A 17,893-nucleotide genomic window follows, 5' to 3' on the forward strand; every position below is an offset into this window, starting at 1 on the left:
AAGCTATTAGACATAACAGTATTAAGCTGTGCATCACGGCGCTCAGTTACAATGTTAAGGCCTTGTGCTTGCTCATCTAGCTCATCTACGTTAATAGATGGCGCTACAAAGTCGTTTTCCATCATTAAAATTGAGAAAATAGCTTCGTGAACACCCGCAGCACCTAGTGCGTGACCCGTTAATGATTTAGTCGCACTAATAAGCGGCGAGTTACCACCAAATACTTCTTGAATAGCGCCTAGCTCTTTAACATCGCCTACCGGCGTAGATGTACCGTGCGTGTTTAAATAATCAATTGGTGTATCAACGCCTTGCATTGCTTGGCGCATACAGCGTACTGCGCCTTCACCTGAAGGTGCTACCATGTCGTAGCCATCAGATGTAGCACCGTAGCCTACAATTTCTGCGTAAATATGTGCGCCACGAGCAAGTGCATGCTCAAGCTCTTCTACTACAACAATACCGCCACCAGCAGAAATAACAAAACCATCGCGGTTTGCATCGTACGTACGAGATGCTTTTTCTGGTGTTTCATTATATTTGGTAGATAACGCGCCCATTGCGTCAAATTCCATTGCAAGAGTCCAGTGGAGCTCTTCACCACCACCGGCAAAAATAACATCTTGCTTGCCTAATTGAATTTGCTCAACAGCGTGGCCAATACAATGTGCAGATGTTGCACACGCAGAACTTATAGAATAGTTAACGCCTTTAATTTTAAATGGCGTTGCTAAACAAGCCGATGTCGTGCTTGCCATCGTACGCGGAACCATATAAGGACCTACACGCTTTACGCCTTTTTCGCGCAAAATATCGGCCGCTTCTACTTGCCACTTTGAAGAGCCACCACCAGAGCCAACTAATAAACCCGTGCGCTCATTAGATACTTGCTCATCAGATAAGCCAGCATCTTCAATTGCTTGCTTCATAGAAATATAAGAGTAAGCAGCAGCATCACCCATAAAGCGCATTGCTTTACGGTCTACGTGTTCTTTAACATCAATATCAATTTTGCCCGATACATTACTACGTAAGTTGTAATCGGCAAATTCTTGGTTAAAAGCAATACCGCTTTTGCCCGCTTTTAGTGACTCTAATACTTCTTGTTTGTTATTACCGATGCTTGATACAACACCGATACCCGTAATTACGGCTCTTCTCATGGGTAATTCCCTTAGCTTGATACTAAATTACTGTGTATTTTACGCTGTTTTTAGGTGTTAAGTGGTCAGCTTTCTAGCGTACACCTGTACTCTGAATTTAATAGCTTATAAATAACGCCAGACTATTTCAAAGAAAACCCGTAAAATAATTAAAAAATACTGTCTAAAAATTTAATAAGTCATGATAAAAAACGCCCAAATACACTTTAATGAAGTAGGCACACCGGTAGCCGATAACTTTGACGATGTTTATTTTTCTAATGACGACGGCCTTGCTGAATCGCATTACGTGTTTTATCAACAAAACAATATACAGGCGCGGTTACAAAATCATGACCAAACGCATTTTGTTATTGCCGAAACCGGTTTTGGTACTGGTTTAAACTTTTTAAATGCATGGCAACACTTTAATGACCACCTTGCCAATCAACAAGTTCAAAATCAAGTAGACAAACGGGTTAAGCGATTGCATTTTATTTCGTTTGAAAAATACCCGCTTAATGCTGATGATCTAAAAAAAGCACTGCAAGCGTGGCCAACATTAAACAAGCTTAGTGACGAATTAATAACACACTACCCTATAAATTTAGGCGGCTGTCATCGCATAGAATTTAATAACGGCCAAGTTATTCTTGATTTGTATTTTGGCGACGTGCTTGATTCAATAAATGCAATGAGCTACCCGCAATCAGGGGTGGTTGATGCGTGGTTTTTAGATGGCTTTGCACCGAGTAAAAACCCTGACATGTGGCAACAAAGTGTGTTTAATGCCATGGTTGATATATCGCGCAAGCATGCAACACTTGCCACATTTACCGCTGCAGGCTTTGTACGCCGAGGCTTAATAGCTGCAGGCTTTAGCATGCAAAAAGCGAAAGGCTTTGGCCGTAAACGCGAAATGCTGATAGGCCAATTAGCACACGCTAATAGTGCACAGTCATCACCCCCGTACTTTGATCAACCCCCTGCCAAGCTAGAGCATGTTGCTGTAATTGGCGGAGGGATTGCGAGTAGCTGTATTTTGCACAGTTTGGCTAAGCGTGGCATTAAAAGTAGCCTATTTTGCCAAGATGAAAAACCAGCTATGGGCGCTTCACATAACATACAAGGCGCGGTTTACCCCCATCTGCAAGCTAAAAACTCACCTCATAGTGAATTATTTGCGCACAGTTTTTTATACGCTAAACGCAGTTACCAACAACTACTAAAAAATGGCTTTAATTTTGATTATAGCTGGTGCGGTGTACTGCAACATGCGGTAAAAAAGCCTCTTGCCGATAAACATCAAAACTTAGAACAAAAACAGTTATGGCCTCAAGCCTTAATGCGCAATGTAACTGTAGAGCAAGGAGATAAACTGGCGGGCGTAAAAACCGGCTACCCCGGCGTTTATTTTGAGCAAGGCGGTTGGGTAAACCCACCCCAGCTAGTTGAGGCAATGCTAAAAGCGGCCAATAGCCTTAACCCTATTAATAGCTATTTTAATTGCCATATACAGCAGCTTACTAAAACCGATGCAGGCTGGTATTTAACCCACAAGCATACCCAATATGGCCCTTTTAGTGATGTAATAATATGTGCAGGTGAGCATAGCGATGCGTTTGAACAAACAAACGCATTACCTATTGTAGGGGTACGTGGTCAAGTATCGCATATTCAAGCGAGTGAACAATCTAAGCAGCTTAAAACCGTGTTGTGCCATAAAGGTTATTTTACCCCCGCCTATTTAGGTAAACACTGTATGGGCGCTACATTTGAAAAAAACACAAAAAGTCGCGCCGTTACAGACAAAGACAACCAGCTAAACCATGAGCAACTACTTAGCTTTTACCATCAAAGCGACTTTGCCACCACATTAGGTGACATCACCTGCGCTAAAGCAGCTGTGCGCTGCACATTTATAGATCACTTGCCAATGGCAGGACAATGGTGTGAGCAAAGCGATTACAGCACCGCCTTTGCTAATTTACGCCTAGGTAAACGCTATCAATACTCACCTCTATGCAAGCCACAACAAGGCTTACATATTTTTACCGGATTTGGAGCGCGCGCATTATGCAGCGCACCGTTATTAAGCGAGCACTTTATTAGCACGTTAAATAATGAACCACGCCCACTCAGCGAGCGTGTAAGCCAGGCCATTCACCCTGCGCGTTTTATAGTACGTGATTTAATACGAAATAAAATTTAAATGACATCATTCATTTTTTGCGTAAAATAATAACCATAAAAGGAATTTATACCAATCCGCTTAATTAAGTGATCAATTTTGAGGCTGGAAAAACCTGTTGATGGCTAAGAAAAAAGTTCGCTATTTAGTTGTTCTAAATAAGAATTTTTTAAAACAGGTAGCGACACGGTTAGCACCGCAAAATGATTAAGTATTATTGCGCACTGGTATTATATAACCAATGCGCACCATATGTATGAATGCGGATGGGTATCAATAAAAGGATAACAATGAAAGCTTTAACCTGTGCTGTAACATTACTCGCCGCTATATCGTTTAACACATTTAGCCAAGACGTAACCGCCATCCCCTTACCTGAAGAATTCATCACCACCATGGATGTAACTGGCGAATACCCGCTGGTTAGAACAGGGTATTTAGCTGCTTCTATTGATGCTATTTCTAAATTTTATCAGCAGGCCCTTGGTGTTCCCATTAACAGCAAAGGCGATAATAACTACCGCACCCTTTACTATAACTACCAAAACCATGCTGTTCGCATCAGTTTATACCATCATAATTATGTTACCGAAGTGAGCATAATGATTGAATAAACACAGTAAAAAGCGGCTAATTTTCATGCTCAGTTCAGACTCAATTTTTATTTACTTTTAAATAACCACTTTGTTGAGAAAAACAGCATTTTACCCTTTAAAAACGAATGCCTACCCCAAGGTCTATTTGTACTAAATACCTTTACACTAAATTGAGAAGGAATTAATTATGAGTAAGACCCTAATTATTGGCGCTAGCGGACAAATTGGTAAAATGGCAACCAAGTTGCTTTTAAACAATGAACAAAATGTATCTGCATTAGTGCGTGACAAAAGTAAGTTAGATGATTTAGATAGTCCATTTTTAACTATTGTTGAGCAAGATCTCGAAGGAGATTTTTCTGGTGCGTTAAAAGATTGCGATCAAGTTATTTTTGCTGCTGGCTCTGGCGGAAGTACAGGCACAGATAAAACCGTGCTAATTGATTTATGGGCAGCCACCAAAGCAGCAACGTATGCTAAAGAGCATGGCGTAAAGCATTTTATTATGATTAGCTCTATTGGCGCTGACGATCCAGACTCAATTGAAAGCGACTTAAAACCTTACTTAGTTGCCAAACATATGGCCGATGAGCACCTTATCAACAGTGGCTTAAACTACACCATAGTGCGCCCAGGTGGGCTGACCGATGAAAGCGCCTCAATGAAAGTAACCACCGAGCGTCCAAACGATCGTTCTAAAGCTAAAATTAGCCGCGAAAACGTTGCCAATGCCCTATTACATATTGCTACTAACGCATTTAACGGTAACCGCGTTTTTGAACTATTTGACGGCGAAACGCCCATTAAAGCAGCTGTAAAATAAACACTCTGGTTGCCCTTTGTAAACCCCCTTGCAAAGGGCAACGTATTTAAATGCTAAATCGCACGCGCCCTCTCTTGCTTCACTATATTTATTAAATGTAAACAACACGTTTAAATCGCTTTATAAAAGCCTACACACCGCGTTCCTAATAAAACAACATGAAAAACAAGCACTTCCACTAAAATCACCGCAAAACAATGCGTTAAAAACTCAACAGAGCAAATTTCGTTCAGGCTTTTTTACTAGTTTAATAAGGTTAAATACTAGAAACCCCTTATTTTATCTGGTAAATTAACAGCGTGTTAAAACAATAATAAAAATTCCTCAATGGAAGTTGCACGAATAAGGACATAGCGTGAGCGCCTCATTTAAAATTATTTTTAATGGTCAGTTACACCAAAATGCTGACATTAGTACCGTACAAGAGCAACTCTGTCAGTTTTTAAAAATCCCTCATAATGTCGCTGTAAAATTATTTGATGGCCGAGCCTACGCACTCGTCAAAGACCTATCGAGTATTGATGCAGTTAAAACAGAATCTAAACTAAAAAGCTTTGGTTTAATCACCAAAGTAGAACCGCACGCAAGTGTAAGGGCACCCCAAAGTGCCGCGGGTACTAAACTGGTTGTTGCTCGCAATGAGCCAGCAGTAAAAAAAATAGCTAATACAATAACCAGCATTAAAAAGTCCGGCGTAAATAGCCCAACCGCCTTGCCCAAATTAGCACTGCAAAGCGCATTATTTTTTTGTTATAGCTTATTATTCATCTGCCTTATTTGCTCAGCAGTAATAAGCTTTAACACACTTAAAATGAGTATGATAGACAGCTCATCAGCTTCGCCCTCAACAACATTAAATTACGTTCATTATAAGCAGTACTTAGCAAATCAAAAAAAGCACCCAGAAGTCACCTTGCCTAACACCCACAACACAGATGAGCTTAACCAAGGGGCGCAGCAAAAAATTGATAGCTATTTTGCTCGTTTTTCAACGCATATAAACAGTTACGCAAAAATTCTAAAGCAACCAAATATAAACAGCATGGGCGCAGAAAGGTTAAAGCAGCACCTACAAGAAATAGATGCGCTAGGCACTGAACATGTATTTTGGGAGCAATTAATTAACCTTGCTAAATCGCTCAATAACGACGCCCATGTAATGAGCAAGCTTGGTAATGATAACCCTGATAAAATTCAATGGATCAACGCCGTTGATTGGATAAGCCAAAGCTACATTAGGCAACAACAAAATAAGCCTGACGCTTTGCCCGTCACGCCTACAAACACACATCTCGCCAAGTCACCGATATTAGATTTAACTCTACTAATTAGCTTAATGTCGTTTTTAACGCTTATTATTATTAGTATTAAAATGAAAGTAAGGTCGATAAAAATGAAGCTAGCCGCTACAAGCATAGAATAAATTAAAACCATAAAAAAACCGCCAATCTGATTGCTCAAATTGGCGGTTTTTTATGGTTTTTAAGTAACGAACTTAAATACCTATATTGGTGGAGCTGGGGGAGTCTTAACGGAATAAATAACCCACTGTTTTTAATGGAATTTAAAAGCAAACACCCACACCAAAGATACCATTCTTGGTACTGAAAATAAGTATGATATGTAATTTTAATAGTACAAAATTCTTTACTAACCTTAACTTTGTAGATAAATAAACTTCCTGACTGGTAACTTATGATATCTCACTAAATCATCAATAAGATAAATAGCAAAGTAGCTTTCTTTTTCATTGTATTTGTTTGCTATGTATCGTGACCTCAGAAGTATAAAAATCAACACTTCAGTTACTAACCTTATCGCAATCCATATCTCAGCAAAAAACATAGCTGCTATTAACAACATAAAAGCGACTTTCACCCAGCCATAATGAGCGATGTCGTATACTAATTCAAAGAAATTTGCTGAGGCACTGGGGTGAAGCGACAATATAGTACATAAAGAGCATAGTGCGAGTGTAAGCGCCAAAATACGAGGTTTTGCCGTTTCATTATAAATCATTTGAAAGAAGTCGAATGTTCTATAAGTCCAAAGCCAATGATGTCCTGATATTCTGTTTAAGTAAGGTTTCACATCATCAACATATTTAATGTAGTCTTTCCTATCGACAGGAAAATACTTTTCAAGCCAGATTATTTTTAGTTGATTTAAATTTTTACTACCTTGATGACCATATTTTTCACTAAAATCTTTAACTACCGCCGACTTTATTTTTATGGCAAACCAAAATATAAAAATAACAAAAATGATTATGTAAACTGCGGAAAAGGATTGGCCACTAAACGACTTGAACTCATCAGAGGTCGTAAAGCCGTTACTAAAATAATAAGATAAGTAGATCCCTACTGCCGCATGCATTGAAATAAGCAGAGCTACTGGTAAAACTCGCTTCACACGCCCCTTCAAGCTGTAAAACTCTATGTAATATTGATTAGCAAAAACATAAAACTGATCCATCAAAGTCCCTTTAATAAATAATTACTTGTTCACCCAATCTAAGTGATTAGCCTTAAAAATCTCTACACCTTTCCTACGGACTCGCTCTATCCAATCTTCCGCTTTATTAACGCCAACGTTAAAATGCTCAACAGCCGCTTTTTGCAGTACTCGGTGCTCATTTTGTATTGTGGTTGGCATTAGCGCAGCATCATCCGTATTGATACATACTGTAATTGACCCTTTTCTCAAGCCAAAGCGGTTATACTTTTCACTCTGCTTAAGCCAATCCTGTTCAGGTGGGTCCCATCTAAAAATAGGATGTTCGTAATAGTGTTCAAATCGACCAATATAAATATTAGAGGTTGGGCAGGCTTCAATGATAATGCCTTTACCTGCATATTTCTCCATTTGTAAGTCTTGAATAGCTTCATAAAGATCAAGTTCCGCAGCGGAGACTGAATCAAATTGCATGCGTCCCTTAACATAGAATGGATTTTCCCCCTGTTTAGGCTGACAATGGATAATGACGGGCTTTTTGCGTGCAGCAAAGTATGCGTCATCTCTGATATGACCTAAAACATACTTTTGCCATAGTTTAAATGCCTTGCTTGTAATTGAGCCACCAACCTGTTTATCAAAATCAATTATCCAGTCACGGTATAAAGGGTTCAAATGATCAACTTTAGGTAATGTTTGCTCACAAGTTTCTAAATTTAATGTTTCTGGACAGTTACGTCGCAACTTCCAAGCTTCATGCATATCTCTTACAGTATACCGTTGATTCTCAGAGTTCCGTTGCTCATCAACATATAGTTGCATAGACCAAAAGTTAATTTTTTCTTGGATCAGCTGAAGTACCCCTGTAAAACGCGGGGCAATTTGAATCACTTCGAGTGCCTTTTGATAACACCATACTAAATTATCAATGTGGTCACCTAAACTTACATACGCTGTTTGTTGTCTTTGAGCCCAAACTCGCGGCATAACCCCAAGTGCTAACGCATGCCCTAACCTATCACCGCTTTTAAAATCACAGAAATACACAGCTTCATCTATCGCCCTTAAACCTGAAAGTAAATGACTATAATCTTCACCTGAATGCACGGTTAAAAACGGTCGTGTGAAACGTTTGCTGAATATGCTGGTGGTAGGATGTTTTGCGCTTCTAAGTACACGAAGCGCAGGGGCAAACACTTCTATTGGTAACTCATTTTCGTTCCCTGCTAAGTCATAGCCACGAATAGCCTTGCGCAAGTCAATATTTTGTTTAACTGATAAGTTAAGATCAAATGCTTTAATTTCCATATCAGAAAAAGTAACCAAGCCTTTAAATCTCTGCAATGCAGTCACTTGTTTTTTAAGGACATTGCGAATATTGGCTTGGTACTTATCCTCTTTCTTTACTAAATCACCTTTCAAACTTCGAGAAAAATGGATAATAAAATGGATATTTTCGGCAAGTGAATGTTTTAAAGCGGCTTCTAAACCTTGTTGTAGACCTTTAGCCCCTATTTTACCTTTATCATTAACAACAACATTTGGGGATACTCTAAATTCACGCAGTGTTCGGTTATCAATATCTGCAACTAAACCATCTAACCTGCTGTTATTTTGATAAGGAAGATATCTTTTTTTACGAGCACTAAAACCAAATGATTCGACAAACTGGCTTAGGCCTGTACCCCATACAATCATATAATTACGCAGTATATTTGATACTCGAATAAATTGCGCCGCTATAGTTGGGTCTTTAAGTTCAGTGCTTACCACTCCAATGCAAAATAATAACCAGCGTACATCCGAACGAACAGGTTTACAGTGTGCTTGTAAAAATGCTTTTTGAGCAAGAGTCGTAGCCAACTGTGTACTTAAATAATACAACGCCAAGCAATCATCTTGTTCAAATTTTGGATTGTCCAAATCGACTCTAGTTGTTTTTTCAGGTTGAGTAAACGCGTGCTCCACCAGCTTATCCGCAAGTTGAAAGCTCCAAATCGGTAAATTTTCTTTTTTATATTGGCCACTTTCAAATAGAGTATATTCTGGACGCTTAGGCCAGCCCCTCTCTGATAGAGTTTCACCATAGAGCGCAAAACTTAGTATTGAAGGCCCTGTATGCCCATGGCCGCCTAAATGAACATGGTTATCTGCAAATAACTTACCTGCTTTATCCCTTGCTAGTGCATGAGGGCATTGCTCTGTTATAACAGCATTTATAATGTCACTGGCGCTAAAATCATACTCCCTAGCAATATCCTTATATGCTTGAGCAATAATCCAAGTACCATCTATAAGCGATAAAAGCTCTAGCCACTGCTCTAATTTGCTCTGTTTAACTTCAAAGTGGCTTCCTTGCCACTCTAAAAAAGTATGGGCTAAGCGAGAAAGTACGCCATTAACAGTTATATCCGGCTTATCATATTCATAGGCATGTAGTTGGCTAATTACATCCTCATCACGTAAATTTCGATGTAAATAAGGCTGGTAATCTTGTATGTAACTAGCTAAACGCTTTAAAAAATCTTTGCTCAACACATCATCTTTGCTCAGCTTTTTAATGGCTTTATCCGATGAAAGAAAAACGACATCAGCAAGTAATAAGTCATTGGTCAGAAGCATCAAGATTTACCATTTTTGTTAATATCGTAAAGTACTTTTATAAAGTTATGTGCCTTGTTCCCTGAAATGATATTTAAGTCATCAAAATTAATCGATTTATCATTGAAATCGCTTTCAAAATAATCATATGCAATTAAGTCGTTCTCTATCGCAGAGACTAATTCTTTCTTTGTCGCCTTGACTGTATCGTAATATTCAGAATTCTTTTCCAGATAATCTTTAGCCTTTTGAATCAAGCGTTTTGGCAATCTATATTTCAAACGTTTAACATCGTTGAACTTACTTTGGTTTTTATACAAAGAAGATGATTTGCCATCAACGCTTAAGTTTTTATCCTTTGGAATTTTCCCCAATTTAATTCTCTTCTCAATGACAATATCTCCATCACTTTCTGATTTGATTATCTCAAAAAGTGGATGCGACTCTAAAGCCCTAATAAATTGCTGCTCAATACTCTCTGGTTCTTTGAATTGACTATTAAAACGTGCCATGTTCCTATTAAGCGTTCTATCACTACTCTTAAATAACTTTTTGCTTCTAATTGTTTCATGATTCTTTGTTACACCAACATTTGCTTCTATCGACTCCCCTTTTATCATAGCGGTGTAAGCAGAATTCAAAGTCATCAATTCAAAGCGCCTAATATGATCCGTTAAATATTCACCATCTGCGGTATTTGAACCGATATAATTTTCGAATTTAAATGAGTGAAATGCAGTGAATATTTTATTGAACATAAAAGAAAAAATCGGGAGTAACTTTTCGCTAGGCATAGTTTCAAAAAACGCGCTATGTGTTTCTCGCCACTGTATTATTAGCTTTTCAAGTACTTCTATATTGCTGATATTATCAGCCACTGTTGGTGTTGTTATGTTATCTATATCCTCATCCTCACCACTGATTATTGTTTTAGTGGGCGCGATGTTAAATATACTGTAAAAAGGCCTTCGGCTAAGTATGTTATCAAGGCTGTTGGTAGGAGTTTCATTCTTCCCCAAAAGGAAAGAGTACAAAATGAGTTCAAATGCCCTACTTATAAACACATATTTATTACTATTACCCATTGTTGAATAGAGATCTCCATACGTGTAAACATCCAGTAATAATCTATTCAAGTTGTATTTAACTGTGCTCTCATCATCTTTGTTGGCTGATTCTTTAGAGCTAATTTCTTTGGCTTTCTCTTTAATTATAAACTCAGAAGGATTGAGGTCATTCGATTTACTTGCCTCTTTAGCCTCACCTAATGTAACCATACTTTCTAAGTGAAAAAACTCTAAAGGAGGCAAACTAGATAAAGTCCTATCTTCATCATTAAAACCAAATTCAATTAAGGATATATTATCTAAAAACCATGTATTGTTATCTTGCGTTTTCTTCCATGGTTGAGTTGTTTTAAACCTTCGTTCCTTCAACTCGATTAACTTGGTTTTATCTTCAATACCCAAAGAATAAAGCTGTGATTTTAAAAAAGGCTTATCTGCCCAATTTAAGTGTGTGCTTTTTATTTGTGCTTTAGGGCTAAAGCAAAATAAATCCGAAATATTAAATATATCCTCGATATTTCGATTTTTAACCGTCAAGTAAGACTCCACATTTGCATAGGCTTGGCCATTTTGTTTGTGCTCAGCCCAGTTAATAAAGCCCTTCCAAAGCTTATAACTGAGATCTGCATTTTCCTGAGCGAGCTCTAGCTCATGCGGTAGCACAGTTCGAGTAAATTGAACAAGCTCTCTTGCAGAATCGGGTTTAGGCCAATTTTTTAAAATATTTTCATTTGAACAAAGTGGATAAAATTGTGACTGGAGTGCTTCAACATATTCTCGGTATGGATAATCCCCCTTTCCTGAAGCAGTTTTAATAAATAGCGATGGCGAAATATAGTCTATCGGTAATAAGCTTAGCCGCATCTGATTAGGGAACACTTTTGTTAAATATGCATCCGTTAAATTATTTGAAAAGTTTTTTCCTTTAGCTATTAGCTCTTTGTTTTTAGTTTTCTCTCTATATGCTTTTTCATCAAAATGAACATGTACCATTTGTTCGTACAGGCTAAAATCACCACTCACGATAGGTATAATATAAGGGCAACCTAACAACCTGCGTACTTCATCTACAACTTCGTAGGCTCTATCTAAAGCCATATCCACATCATCAATAGGTAACGCAAGTGCTTGAGTACCTAAAATTTGAATTGCGCTTTCAACAAAGTCGTGAAAATACCTTTCGACATTAATGCCTGATTTATACTGCAAAACTTTATCAATACCACTACAACCTTCAAACTCTTCCTTCTTCCCTAGAGCATCAGCTAGTTTTTTTAATTTTTTATAAAAGTCACTTTTCAAGCCTTCGTTTACATTACAATTATTTCCAGAGTTAAGCTTTGCCTCTACTTCACTATATATCTGAGCAATAATAACGTTAGCAAAATTATCTTGCTCAATGAGCATTGTTGGATCAATTGATTCAAGAAAATAAATTTCTGACTGACTCTTTAGCGCTTTTTTACAATGCACATCCCACATCGCTTCACAGTTTCGAAGAAATACTGTTTTACCCGTTCCGCGCTGACCTGTTACCAATATTGCATTATGTGATAGCCAAGTTTTAGATTTATTTTCATTTCTAGCCTCTTTATATTTTTTAGCATCATCTAAAAAAATATTCAGCTTCTCAACTAATTTATCACGTGCTTCATATTGCCAAAACTCTTTATCATTGATCTTTTCATCTAGTACGACAAAGTTATCGAGGTACTCTTCTTTGCTCAAATCTAATATATATTTTGTTGTCATTTTTGTTATTTCCTTAATCCCTTAACCCAACCGAAAACACCTTCATGTGCTGCGATGTAATCACCAACTATATCTACGTGAGTTTCGATTCTATTTTTTGATTCAAGTTCGAATAACTTAGATAAGATATTTTCTTGCTCAATGTTTATATATTCTCGATCTGTGGGGAGTTTTTTTCCTCGAATACTTAAACGATATTCTCGTGCTAAAATTTCAAGCTGCTCTTTCATTAAGCGGTTCCTGCTCCATGCTCTGGTATAGCCTTTAAGTCTATTAACCAAGTAGCTAACAAATAAAATCATACCTGCAATACTGAGAAACAAACTGACAATCAACCTTAAGTAGCCATACTCTAAAACATCAACACCAAATAAGAATGGTGAGTAGATTAAACCAGCTGATAGCAAGACAATTACAAGCGATACAAACGTAAACCTTTCATTAATCTTTTTTTTAGCTTCGAAATTAGTCACCCTTTTGGTGTATTCAGCAATATAAAAGTCAATTTCATCTATAGCTACATCGTCATCTATAGGGTCGCTATTATGTCGTTTATCATTTTTGTTAATCACAGCATATGTTAACGCCATACATTTCATCCTAAAAGTAAGTGGATTTAACCTTTGAAGCGGTAATCGCAATTGAATGCTTTTACTTAAAATACGTGCTTGATCTTTATGTCTAAATTATGGAAGGATTTTGGTCTGTTAGGGAGTGACATATAATTCCATTTTTTGTAAGACTCAGCTAATCCGTTATTTAACAAATTATATTATATAAATTTAGCTGTTAAGGCAAAAAGGCTTTGAGATGATTGGCACGATTTATATTGAATAATGCACTTTTTTAAAATTAAACGAGTAATTAACCTGCCAATACCGACTATTTGATATAGATATTGTTGGTTACTATTTAATAATTTAACTACCCATAGCAGTTTAATTTAGACCATCATCCAATATCGTACTACTAGCTCCTGAGAATGCGAAACAAATCAATTGCTTTAATTAAATTTTATCCATAAAAAAACCGCCAATCTGATTGCTCAAATTGGCGGTTTTTTTATGGTTTTTAAGTAACGAACTTAAATACCTGTATTGGTGGAGCTGGGGGGATTTGAACCCCCGTCCGAAAAGCCTCGACCGTCGGTACTACATGTTTAGTATTGTCATTTAATTAACCTTTAAATCCCGGACAAACACGGTAGATAAAGGCGAGGCCGCTTAGTTTTAACGCTTCAACCCCGGCCAGGGTTTCCGTCGCGATCAGGTGTTAGGGTGACACTCCAAAATCCAGTCCACAAGAATACATGGAAGGAGCGCTAGCCAGCCTAAGCTGCTAGAGAGTAGTTATCGTCGTTTGCGATTACTTTAAATTGCGGCTTTTTACGAGGCAAACCGCACCTCGACATGCACCTCAGGCTTCTTGAATTCCGTCGAATCCTAATCAGCCCCTGAAATATGAATTTCTTTCAGTGAGGGCAGTATAACTGAGTAAACGACTGATACTCAAGGGGTGTGACACTTTTATTTTAGCTAACTGAATCAACTGAACAGTAAACAAGCACAAGTTTGTAAAAAAGCAAACAAATACTGAACATTTACTTAACATGTCGGTCAAGTTGTGCTCAAATAAGGAGTTAAATTTTACACTAGCTATAAGGCTTTAGTAGTAAAAGTAATAATCATAATAACAGGCATATTACGTAGGGAATTTATAAATGTCGGTTTTTTTATTTAATGAACAAACGGGTGAGCTGGCGTTATCTGCACACCCTATTGATAATGGATTTCCGGTAACGAGTGCTCAACTTATTGAGCTGCTTGAACAGTCGGATTATTGCGAGTTTGAAGTACTCTCTGGCAATATTGGTAAGTTATTTTCACCGAGTAAAAATTATCAGCAAGAATCATTAGTAATTGCCAAAGCCACGGACGCGAGCATTGTTATTAACGTTGATGAAAAAAACATGGTTGCAGAGGCAACGCTTACCACGGCCAAAGGCGGCGCATTACTCTCTATGGAGGCAGCTCAAGCAGCTTTAGTTAAAGCCGGTGTAAAAAAGGGCATTAGTCCTCGTGCACTTGATACGTTTTTAGGTCAGCAGTTTTCTCACCCTGCAGGTACATCATACAGCGCTATTGTGGCTCATGGCCGAAACCCTAAAGAAGGCAGTGATGCGAGGTTTGTTCGCCTTTGCTCTACTGCGCAAGACCGCGTACTTAGCCCCCAAGCAAAAGAAGGTGGCAAGGTCGATATGAAAGACCTTGGCGCGATTATTACGGTAAAGCCCGGCACCCCTTTAATGCAGCGAGTAGCAGCTACTCCAGGTGAAGATGGCTATACGGTTTTTGGCGATATGATCAAGGCAACACCTGGTAAAGAACATCAATTACAGCCCTTTGAAGGCACAAAAATAGATCCTAATAACCCAAACATGCTCATTGCCGATTGTAAAGGTGTGCCTGTGGCCTTACCTAGAGGCATGCGGGTTGACGATGTTTTGTGTTTTCATAACGTAGATGTAAGTACAGGCCACGTTGATTTTGATGGCAGTGTAATTATATCTGGTGATGTAAAAGACGGTATGCGGGTTAAAGCCAATGGCGATATTACTGTATTAGGGTTTGTAGAATCAGGCACGATTGAAAGCCAAAGCGCGGTAACTATTATGCTCGGCGCTATTGGCCGTAAGCGTGAAAATGAAGAAGCATTTACGTGCGAAATTTCTGCCCAGCGTACTATTTCTATTGGCTATGCCCAGTACTGTAATATTAAAAGTGCGCAAGATTTATTTATAGAACGCCAAGCATTACATTGTAATTTAAGTGCAAGGCGCTTAATACGTGTTGGTAAAGCAGGTAACCCTCGCGGCAAAATAATTGGGGGCAATATTCTTGATGCTATGCGTATAGAAACAGGTGAGCTAGGTGCGCCGGCAGGGACTAAGACCCGTGTGTTTTTAGCTCAAAACTGGCATGAACTGCGCTCAAAGCAGTCTCAAATAATTGATTTTGAAAAAGTGTTAGCAAGTAAAACATCTGCACTTAAACAAGCTAAAGAAAAAGCGATAAAAATTCCAGTTGCTGCTCAACGCCAACAGCTACTAGATAAAATTGCCGCTAATGAGCAGCATATAAAAACTCGCGCTATGCACGTACAACGTCAAAAAAGATTGGTGAAGCAAAAAATTTCTCAGCTATTGGCAACTAGCCGACTTAAAATTAACGAAATAATGCACCCAGGTGTGGAGCTTAAAATAGCAAAAGACACAAAACAGTTTTCGCGTATTTACCCACCCCACTTAGTAAAGCTTTCTGAGGGAAAAATCACTCAGTCGTTTTAGTATCCTCTTCGGTGTTTTCAGTTTCTTGGGCGTCACTTTCAGGTAGTGGCGCTAACGGCCAGCCCCCTAGTTCTTGCCAACGATTTACTATTAAACAATATAGTTCTGCTGTGCGTTCTGTATCGTAAAGTGCCGAGTGTGCTTGGCTGTTATCAAACTCAATCCCCGCGGCTCTACATGCTTTAGCCAGTACCGTTTGGCCTAACGCTAACCCTGCAAGCGAGGTTGTGTCGAAACTCACAAATGGATGAAATGGCGTACGCTTAATATTGTTACGCTCAATGGCTGCGTTTAAAAAGCCATGATCAAAGGCGGCATTGTGTGCCACTACAACTGAGCGTTGACACCCAGCAGCTTTTTGCGCTTTACGTACTGCTTTACAAATTTCTTTAATTGCTTCGTCTTCTGGTACAGCGCCGCGCAACGGGCTAAACGGGTCTATGCCGTTAAATTCAATTGCGGCTTGTTCAATATTAGCGCCTTCAAAAGGCTCTACATGAAAATGAACGGTATGATCTATGCTGAGTAACCCTTCGTCATCCATTTTTAAAATTGATACGGCAATTTCAAGTAAGGCGTCGGTTTCTTTATTAAAGCCGGCGGTTTCTACGTCAATAACAACAGGAAAAAAGCCGCGAAAGCGTTGTGCGAAAAGTGTTTGCTCAGTATTTGCCATAGTCTTCTTGGTTTATGAGGATAAGCTCACTATTATGTCAAAATTGGGGGCTACTCGGCTAGGGCTTTATAAATTATTTAATTAATATATTGTAGGCATGCTATTTGCTTTTAAATAACTGCTAATTGTATTGGCTGTTATTAATTCCCATCGCATTAAATTACGGATACTAGTATGGCGCCTAGAAAATAGCGCAATAACAAGGCGAAAATTATTTATAGCTTTGTTTTACATCAGTAAGTTTAACGCAGTGAGCGGGCTATTTAATACGATACGAAGATTATGTTTTTAATTAAGTTGGTACAGAGCCCTACTTTAGCCGTACGCCAAAATATTGGCTTAGTAGATTAACCGGAGCGTTTTATGAAGTGTAAGTTGTTTTTTATTAGCGTAAGCCTTGGCACCGCCTTGATGAGTTATTCATCGCAAGCGGCTATGCGCCAATACAGCGCAAATCAAGATAACTCCAATTGGGAAGTTATAAAAACAACGCGCTTACAGTGTCAATTAAACCACGAAGTGCCCTACTACGGTGAGGCCATATTTAAGGCATCGGCCAGTAAAAACAAAAACCTAACTTTTAATCTAGATATGGTTGTGCGCCCCGACAATTACGATATAGCCGGTTTAAAGGCGGTGCCACCAGCATGGCGTTCAGGCCTGCCCGCGCGTGATATAACCACGATGAAGTTACTTAAAAAGTTTGATGGTGAGCTTGGTAATAAAACCGCATGGGAAATGCTAACTGAACTTGAAAAAGGGTTTCATCCTACCTTTTACTACCAGGACTGGCAAAATAGTGCCGACAAAATTGCCGTTGGTATTTCAAGCGTTAATTTTAAACAAGCCTATTGGGCGTTTTTACAGTGCCGCGATGAACTTTTACCATACAGCTTTGAAGATATTTCATTTACTGTAATGAACTACCAATCAAATAGCAGTAAGCTCACTAAAGAGTCGCAAAAGCGCTTAGATAAAATTGCTGAGTATTTAAAAAATGATACCAGTATTGAGTCTATAAGTATTGATTCGTATACCGATAGCTACGGTGGCCGTTGGAATAACTTAGATTTATCGCGTAAGCGTGCTAAAGCTATAAAAGATTATATGGTCAGCTTAGGGGTTGATGAGGGCAAAGTACAAACCACAGGCCTAGGTGAAAAACGTTTTGTTGATACTAACGAAAATATTTTAGGGCGAAATAAAAACCGTCGTTTAATTATTCAAATAGCAAAAATGTAACCG

At 38.5% G+C, this 17,893-nt stretch carries 12 protein-coding genes and 1 other RNA gene; 6 read left to right on the plus strand and 7 right to left on the minus strand.

Translation table 11 applies throughout. The annotated features are described in order from the left end of the window. Positions 1 to 1,163: beta-ketoacyl-ACP synthase I (gene fabB, locus B4F91_RS02580; RefSeq protein WP_288635357.1), on the minus strand; the 1,163-nt coding region annotated here is incomplete at its 3' end. 181 nt (positions 1,164 to 1,344) lie between these two features. Here fabB and mnmC point away from each other — a divergent pair. From mnmC to B4F91_RS02600, 4 genes are all read left to right on the plus strand, one after another. After that, positions 1,345 to 3,354 carry a bifunctional tRNA (5-methylaminomethyl-2-thiouridine)(34)-methyltransferase MnmD/FAD-dependent 5-carboxymethylaminomethyl-2-thiouridine(34) oxidoreductase MnmC gene (gene mnmC, locus B4F91_RS02585; RefSeq protein ID WP_286937657.1) on the plus strand — a complete coding sequence of 670 codons (2,010 nt, stop codon included), beginning with the start codon at positions 1,345 to 1,347 and terminating at the stop codon, positions 3,352 to 3,354. A gap of 269 nt (positions 3,355 to 3,623) precedes the next feature. Beyond that, positions 3,624 to 3,947, plus strand: coding sequence for a hypothetical protein (locus tag B4F91_RS02590; protein WP_286937659.1), 324 nt, complete (start codon positions 3,624 to 3,626; stop codon positions 3,945 to 3,947). Positions 3,948 to 4,116: 169 nt separating this feature from the next. Beyond that, on the plus strand, positions 4,117 to 4,752 hold the full coding sequence (locus tag B4F91_RS02595) for an NAD(P)-binding oxidoreductase (protein WP_004588390.1): 636 nt from the start codon (positions 4,117 to 4,119) through the stop codon (positions 4,750 to 4,752). A gap of 355 nt (positions 4,753 to 5,107) precedes the next feature. Next, positions 5,108 to 6,175: a hypothetical protein gene (locus B4F91_RS02600; RefSeq protein WP_064386038.1), complete on the plus strand. Its 1,068-nt coding sequence runs from the start codon at positions 5,108 to 5,110 to the stop codon at positions 6,173 to 6,175. 233 nt (positions 6,176 to 6,408) lie between these two features. On the opposite strand, the gene B4F91_RS02605 is transcribed toward B4F91_RS02600, so the two are convergent. The 5 genes from B4F91_RS02605 to ssrA all read right to left on the minus strand — a co-directional run bounded on the left by B4F91_RS02605 (position 6,409) and on the right by ssrA (position 14,080). Beyond that, positions 6,409 to 7,227, minus strand: coding sequence for a hypothetical protein (locus B4F91_RS02605; protein ID WP_064386036.1), 819 nt, complete (start codon positions 7,225 to 7,227; stop codon positions 6,409 to 6,411). A 21-nt stretch (positions 7,228 to 7,248) separates the two neighbouring features. Next, positions 7,249 to 9,828: an antiviral RADAR system adenosine deaminase RdrB gene (gene rdrB / locus B4F91_RS02610; RefSeq protein WP_064386034.1), complete on the minus strand. Its 2,580-nt coding sequence runs from the start codon at positions 9,826 to 9,828 to the stop codon at positions 7,249 to 7,251. Then, positions 9,828 to 12,626, minus strand: coding sequence for an antiviral RADAR system adenosine triphosphatase RdrA (gene rdrA / locus B4F91_RS02615; RefSeq protein ID WP_286937662.1), 2,799 nt, complete (start codon positions 12,624 to 12,626; stop codon positions 9,828 to 9,830). The genes rdrB and rdrA overlap by 1 nt, the downstream gene beginning before the upstream one ends. A gap of 5 nt (positions 12,627 to 12,631) precedes the next feature. Then, positions 12,632 to 13,216, minus strand: coding sequence for a hypothetical protein (locus tag B4F91_RS02620; protein WP_064386029.1), 585 nt, complete (start codon positions 13,214 to 13,216; stop codon positions 12,632 to 12,634). A gap of 508 nt (positions 13,217 to 13,724) precedes the next feature. Next, positions 13,725 to 14,080: a transfer-messenger RNA gene (gene ssrA / locus B4F91_RS02625) on the minus strand. A gap of 266 nt (positions 14,081 to 14,346) precedes the next feature. Here ssrA and B4F91_RS02630 point away from each other — a divergent pair. Then, positions 14,347 to 15,972 (plus strand): DUF342 domain-containing protein, encoded by a 1,626-nt coding sequence (locus B4F91_RS02630; protein ID WP_054983045.1) that lies wholly within the window; start codon positions 14,347 to 14,349, stop codon positions 15,970 to 15,972. Here the strand turns inward: B4F91_RS02630 and rnt are convergent. After that, positions 15,956 to 16,648, minus strand: a complete 693-nt coding sequence (rnt, locus tag B4F91_RS02635; protein ID WP_029774102.1) for a ribonuclease T — start codon at positions 16,646 to 16,648, stop codon at positions 15,956 to 15,958. The two genes, B4F91_RS02630 and rnt, sit on opposite strands and share 17 nt — an antisense overlap. Positions 16,649 to 17,011: 363 nt before the next feature. On the opposite strand from rnt, the gene B4F91_RS02640 reads away from it, so the two are divergent. After that, entirely contained in the window at positions 17,012 to 17,890 is an 879-nt protein-coding gene (locus tag B4F91_RS02640) for a flagellar protein MotY (protein WP_024032261.1), read from the plus strand. The last annotated feature ends 3 nt before the right edge of the window (positions 17,891 to 17,893 follow it).

The sequence above is a fragment of the Pseudoalteromonas sp. UBA6610 genome, assembly GCF_002433295.1.
GTDB lineage: Bacteria > Pseudomonadota > Gammaproteobacteria > Enterobacterales > Alteromonadaceae > Pseudoalteromonas > Pseudoalteromonas atlantica.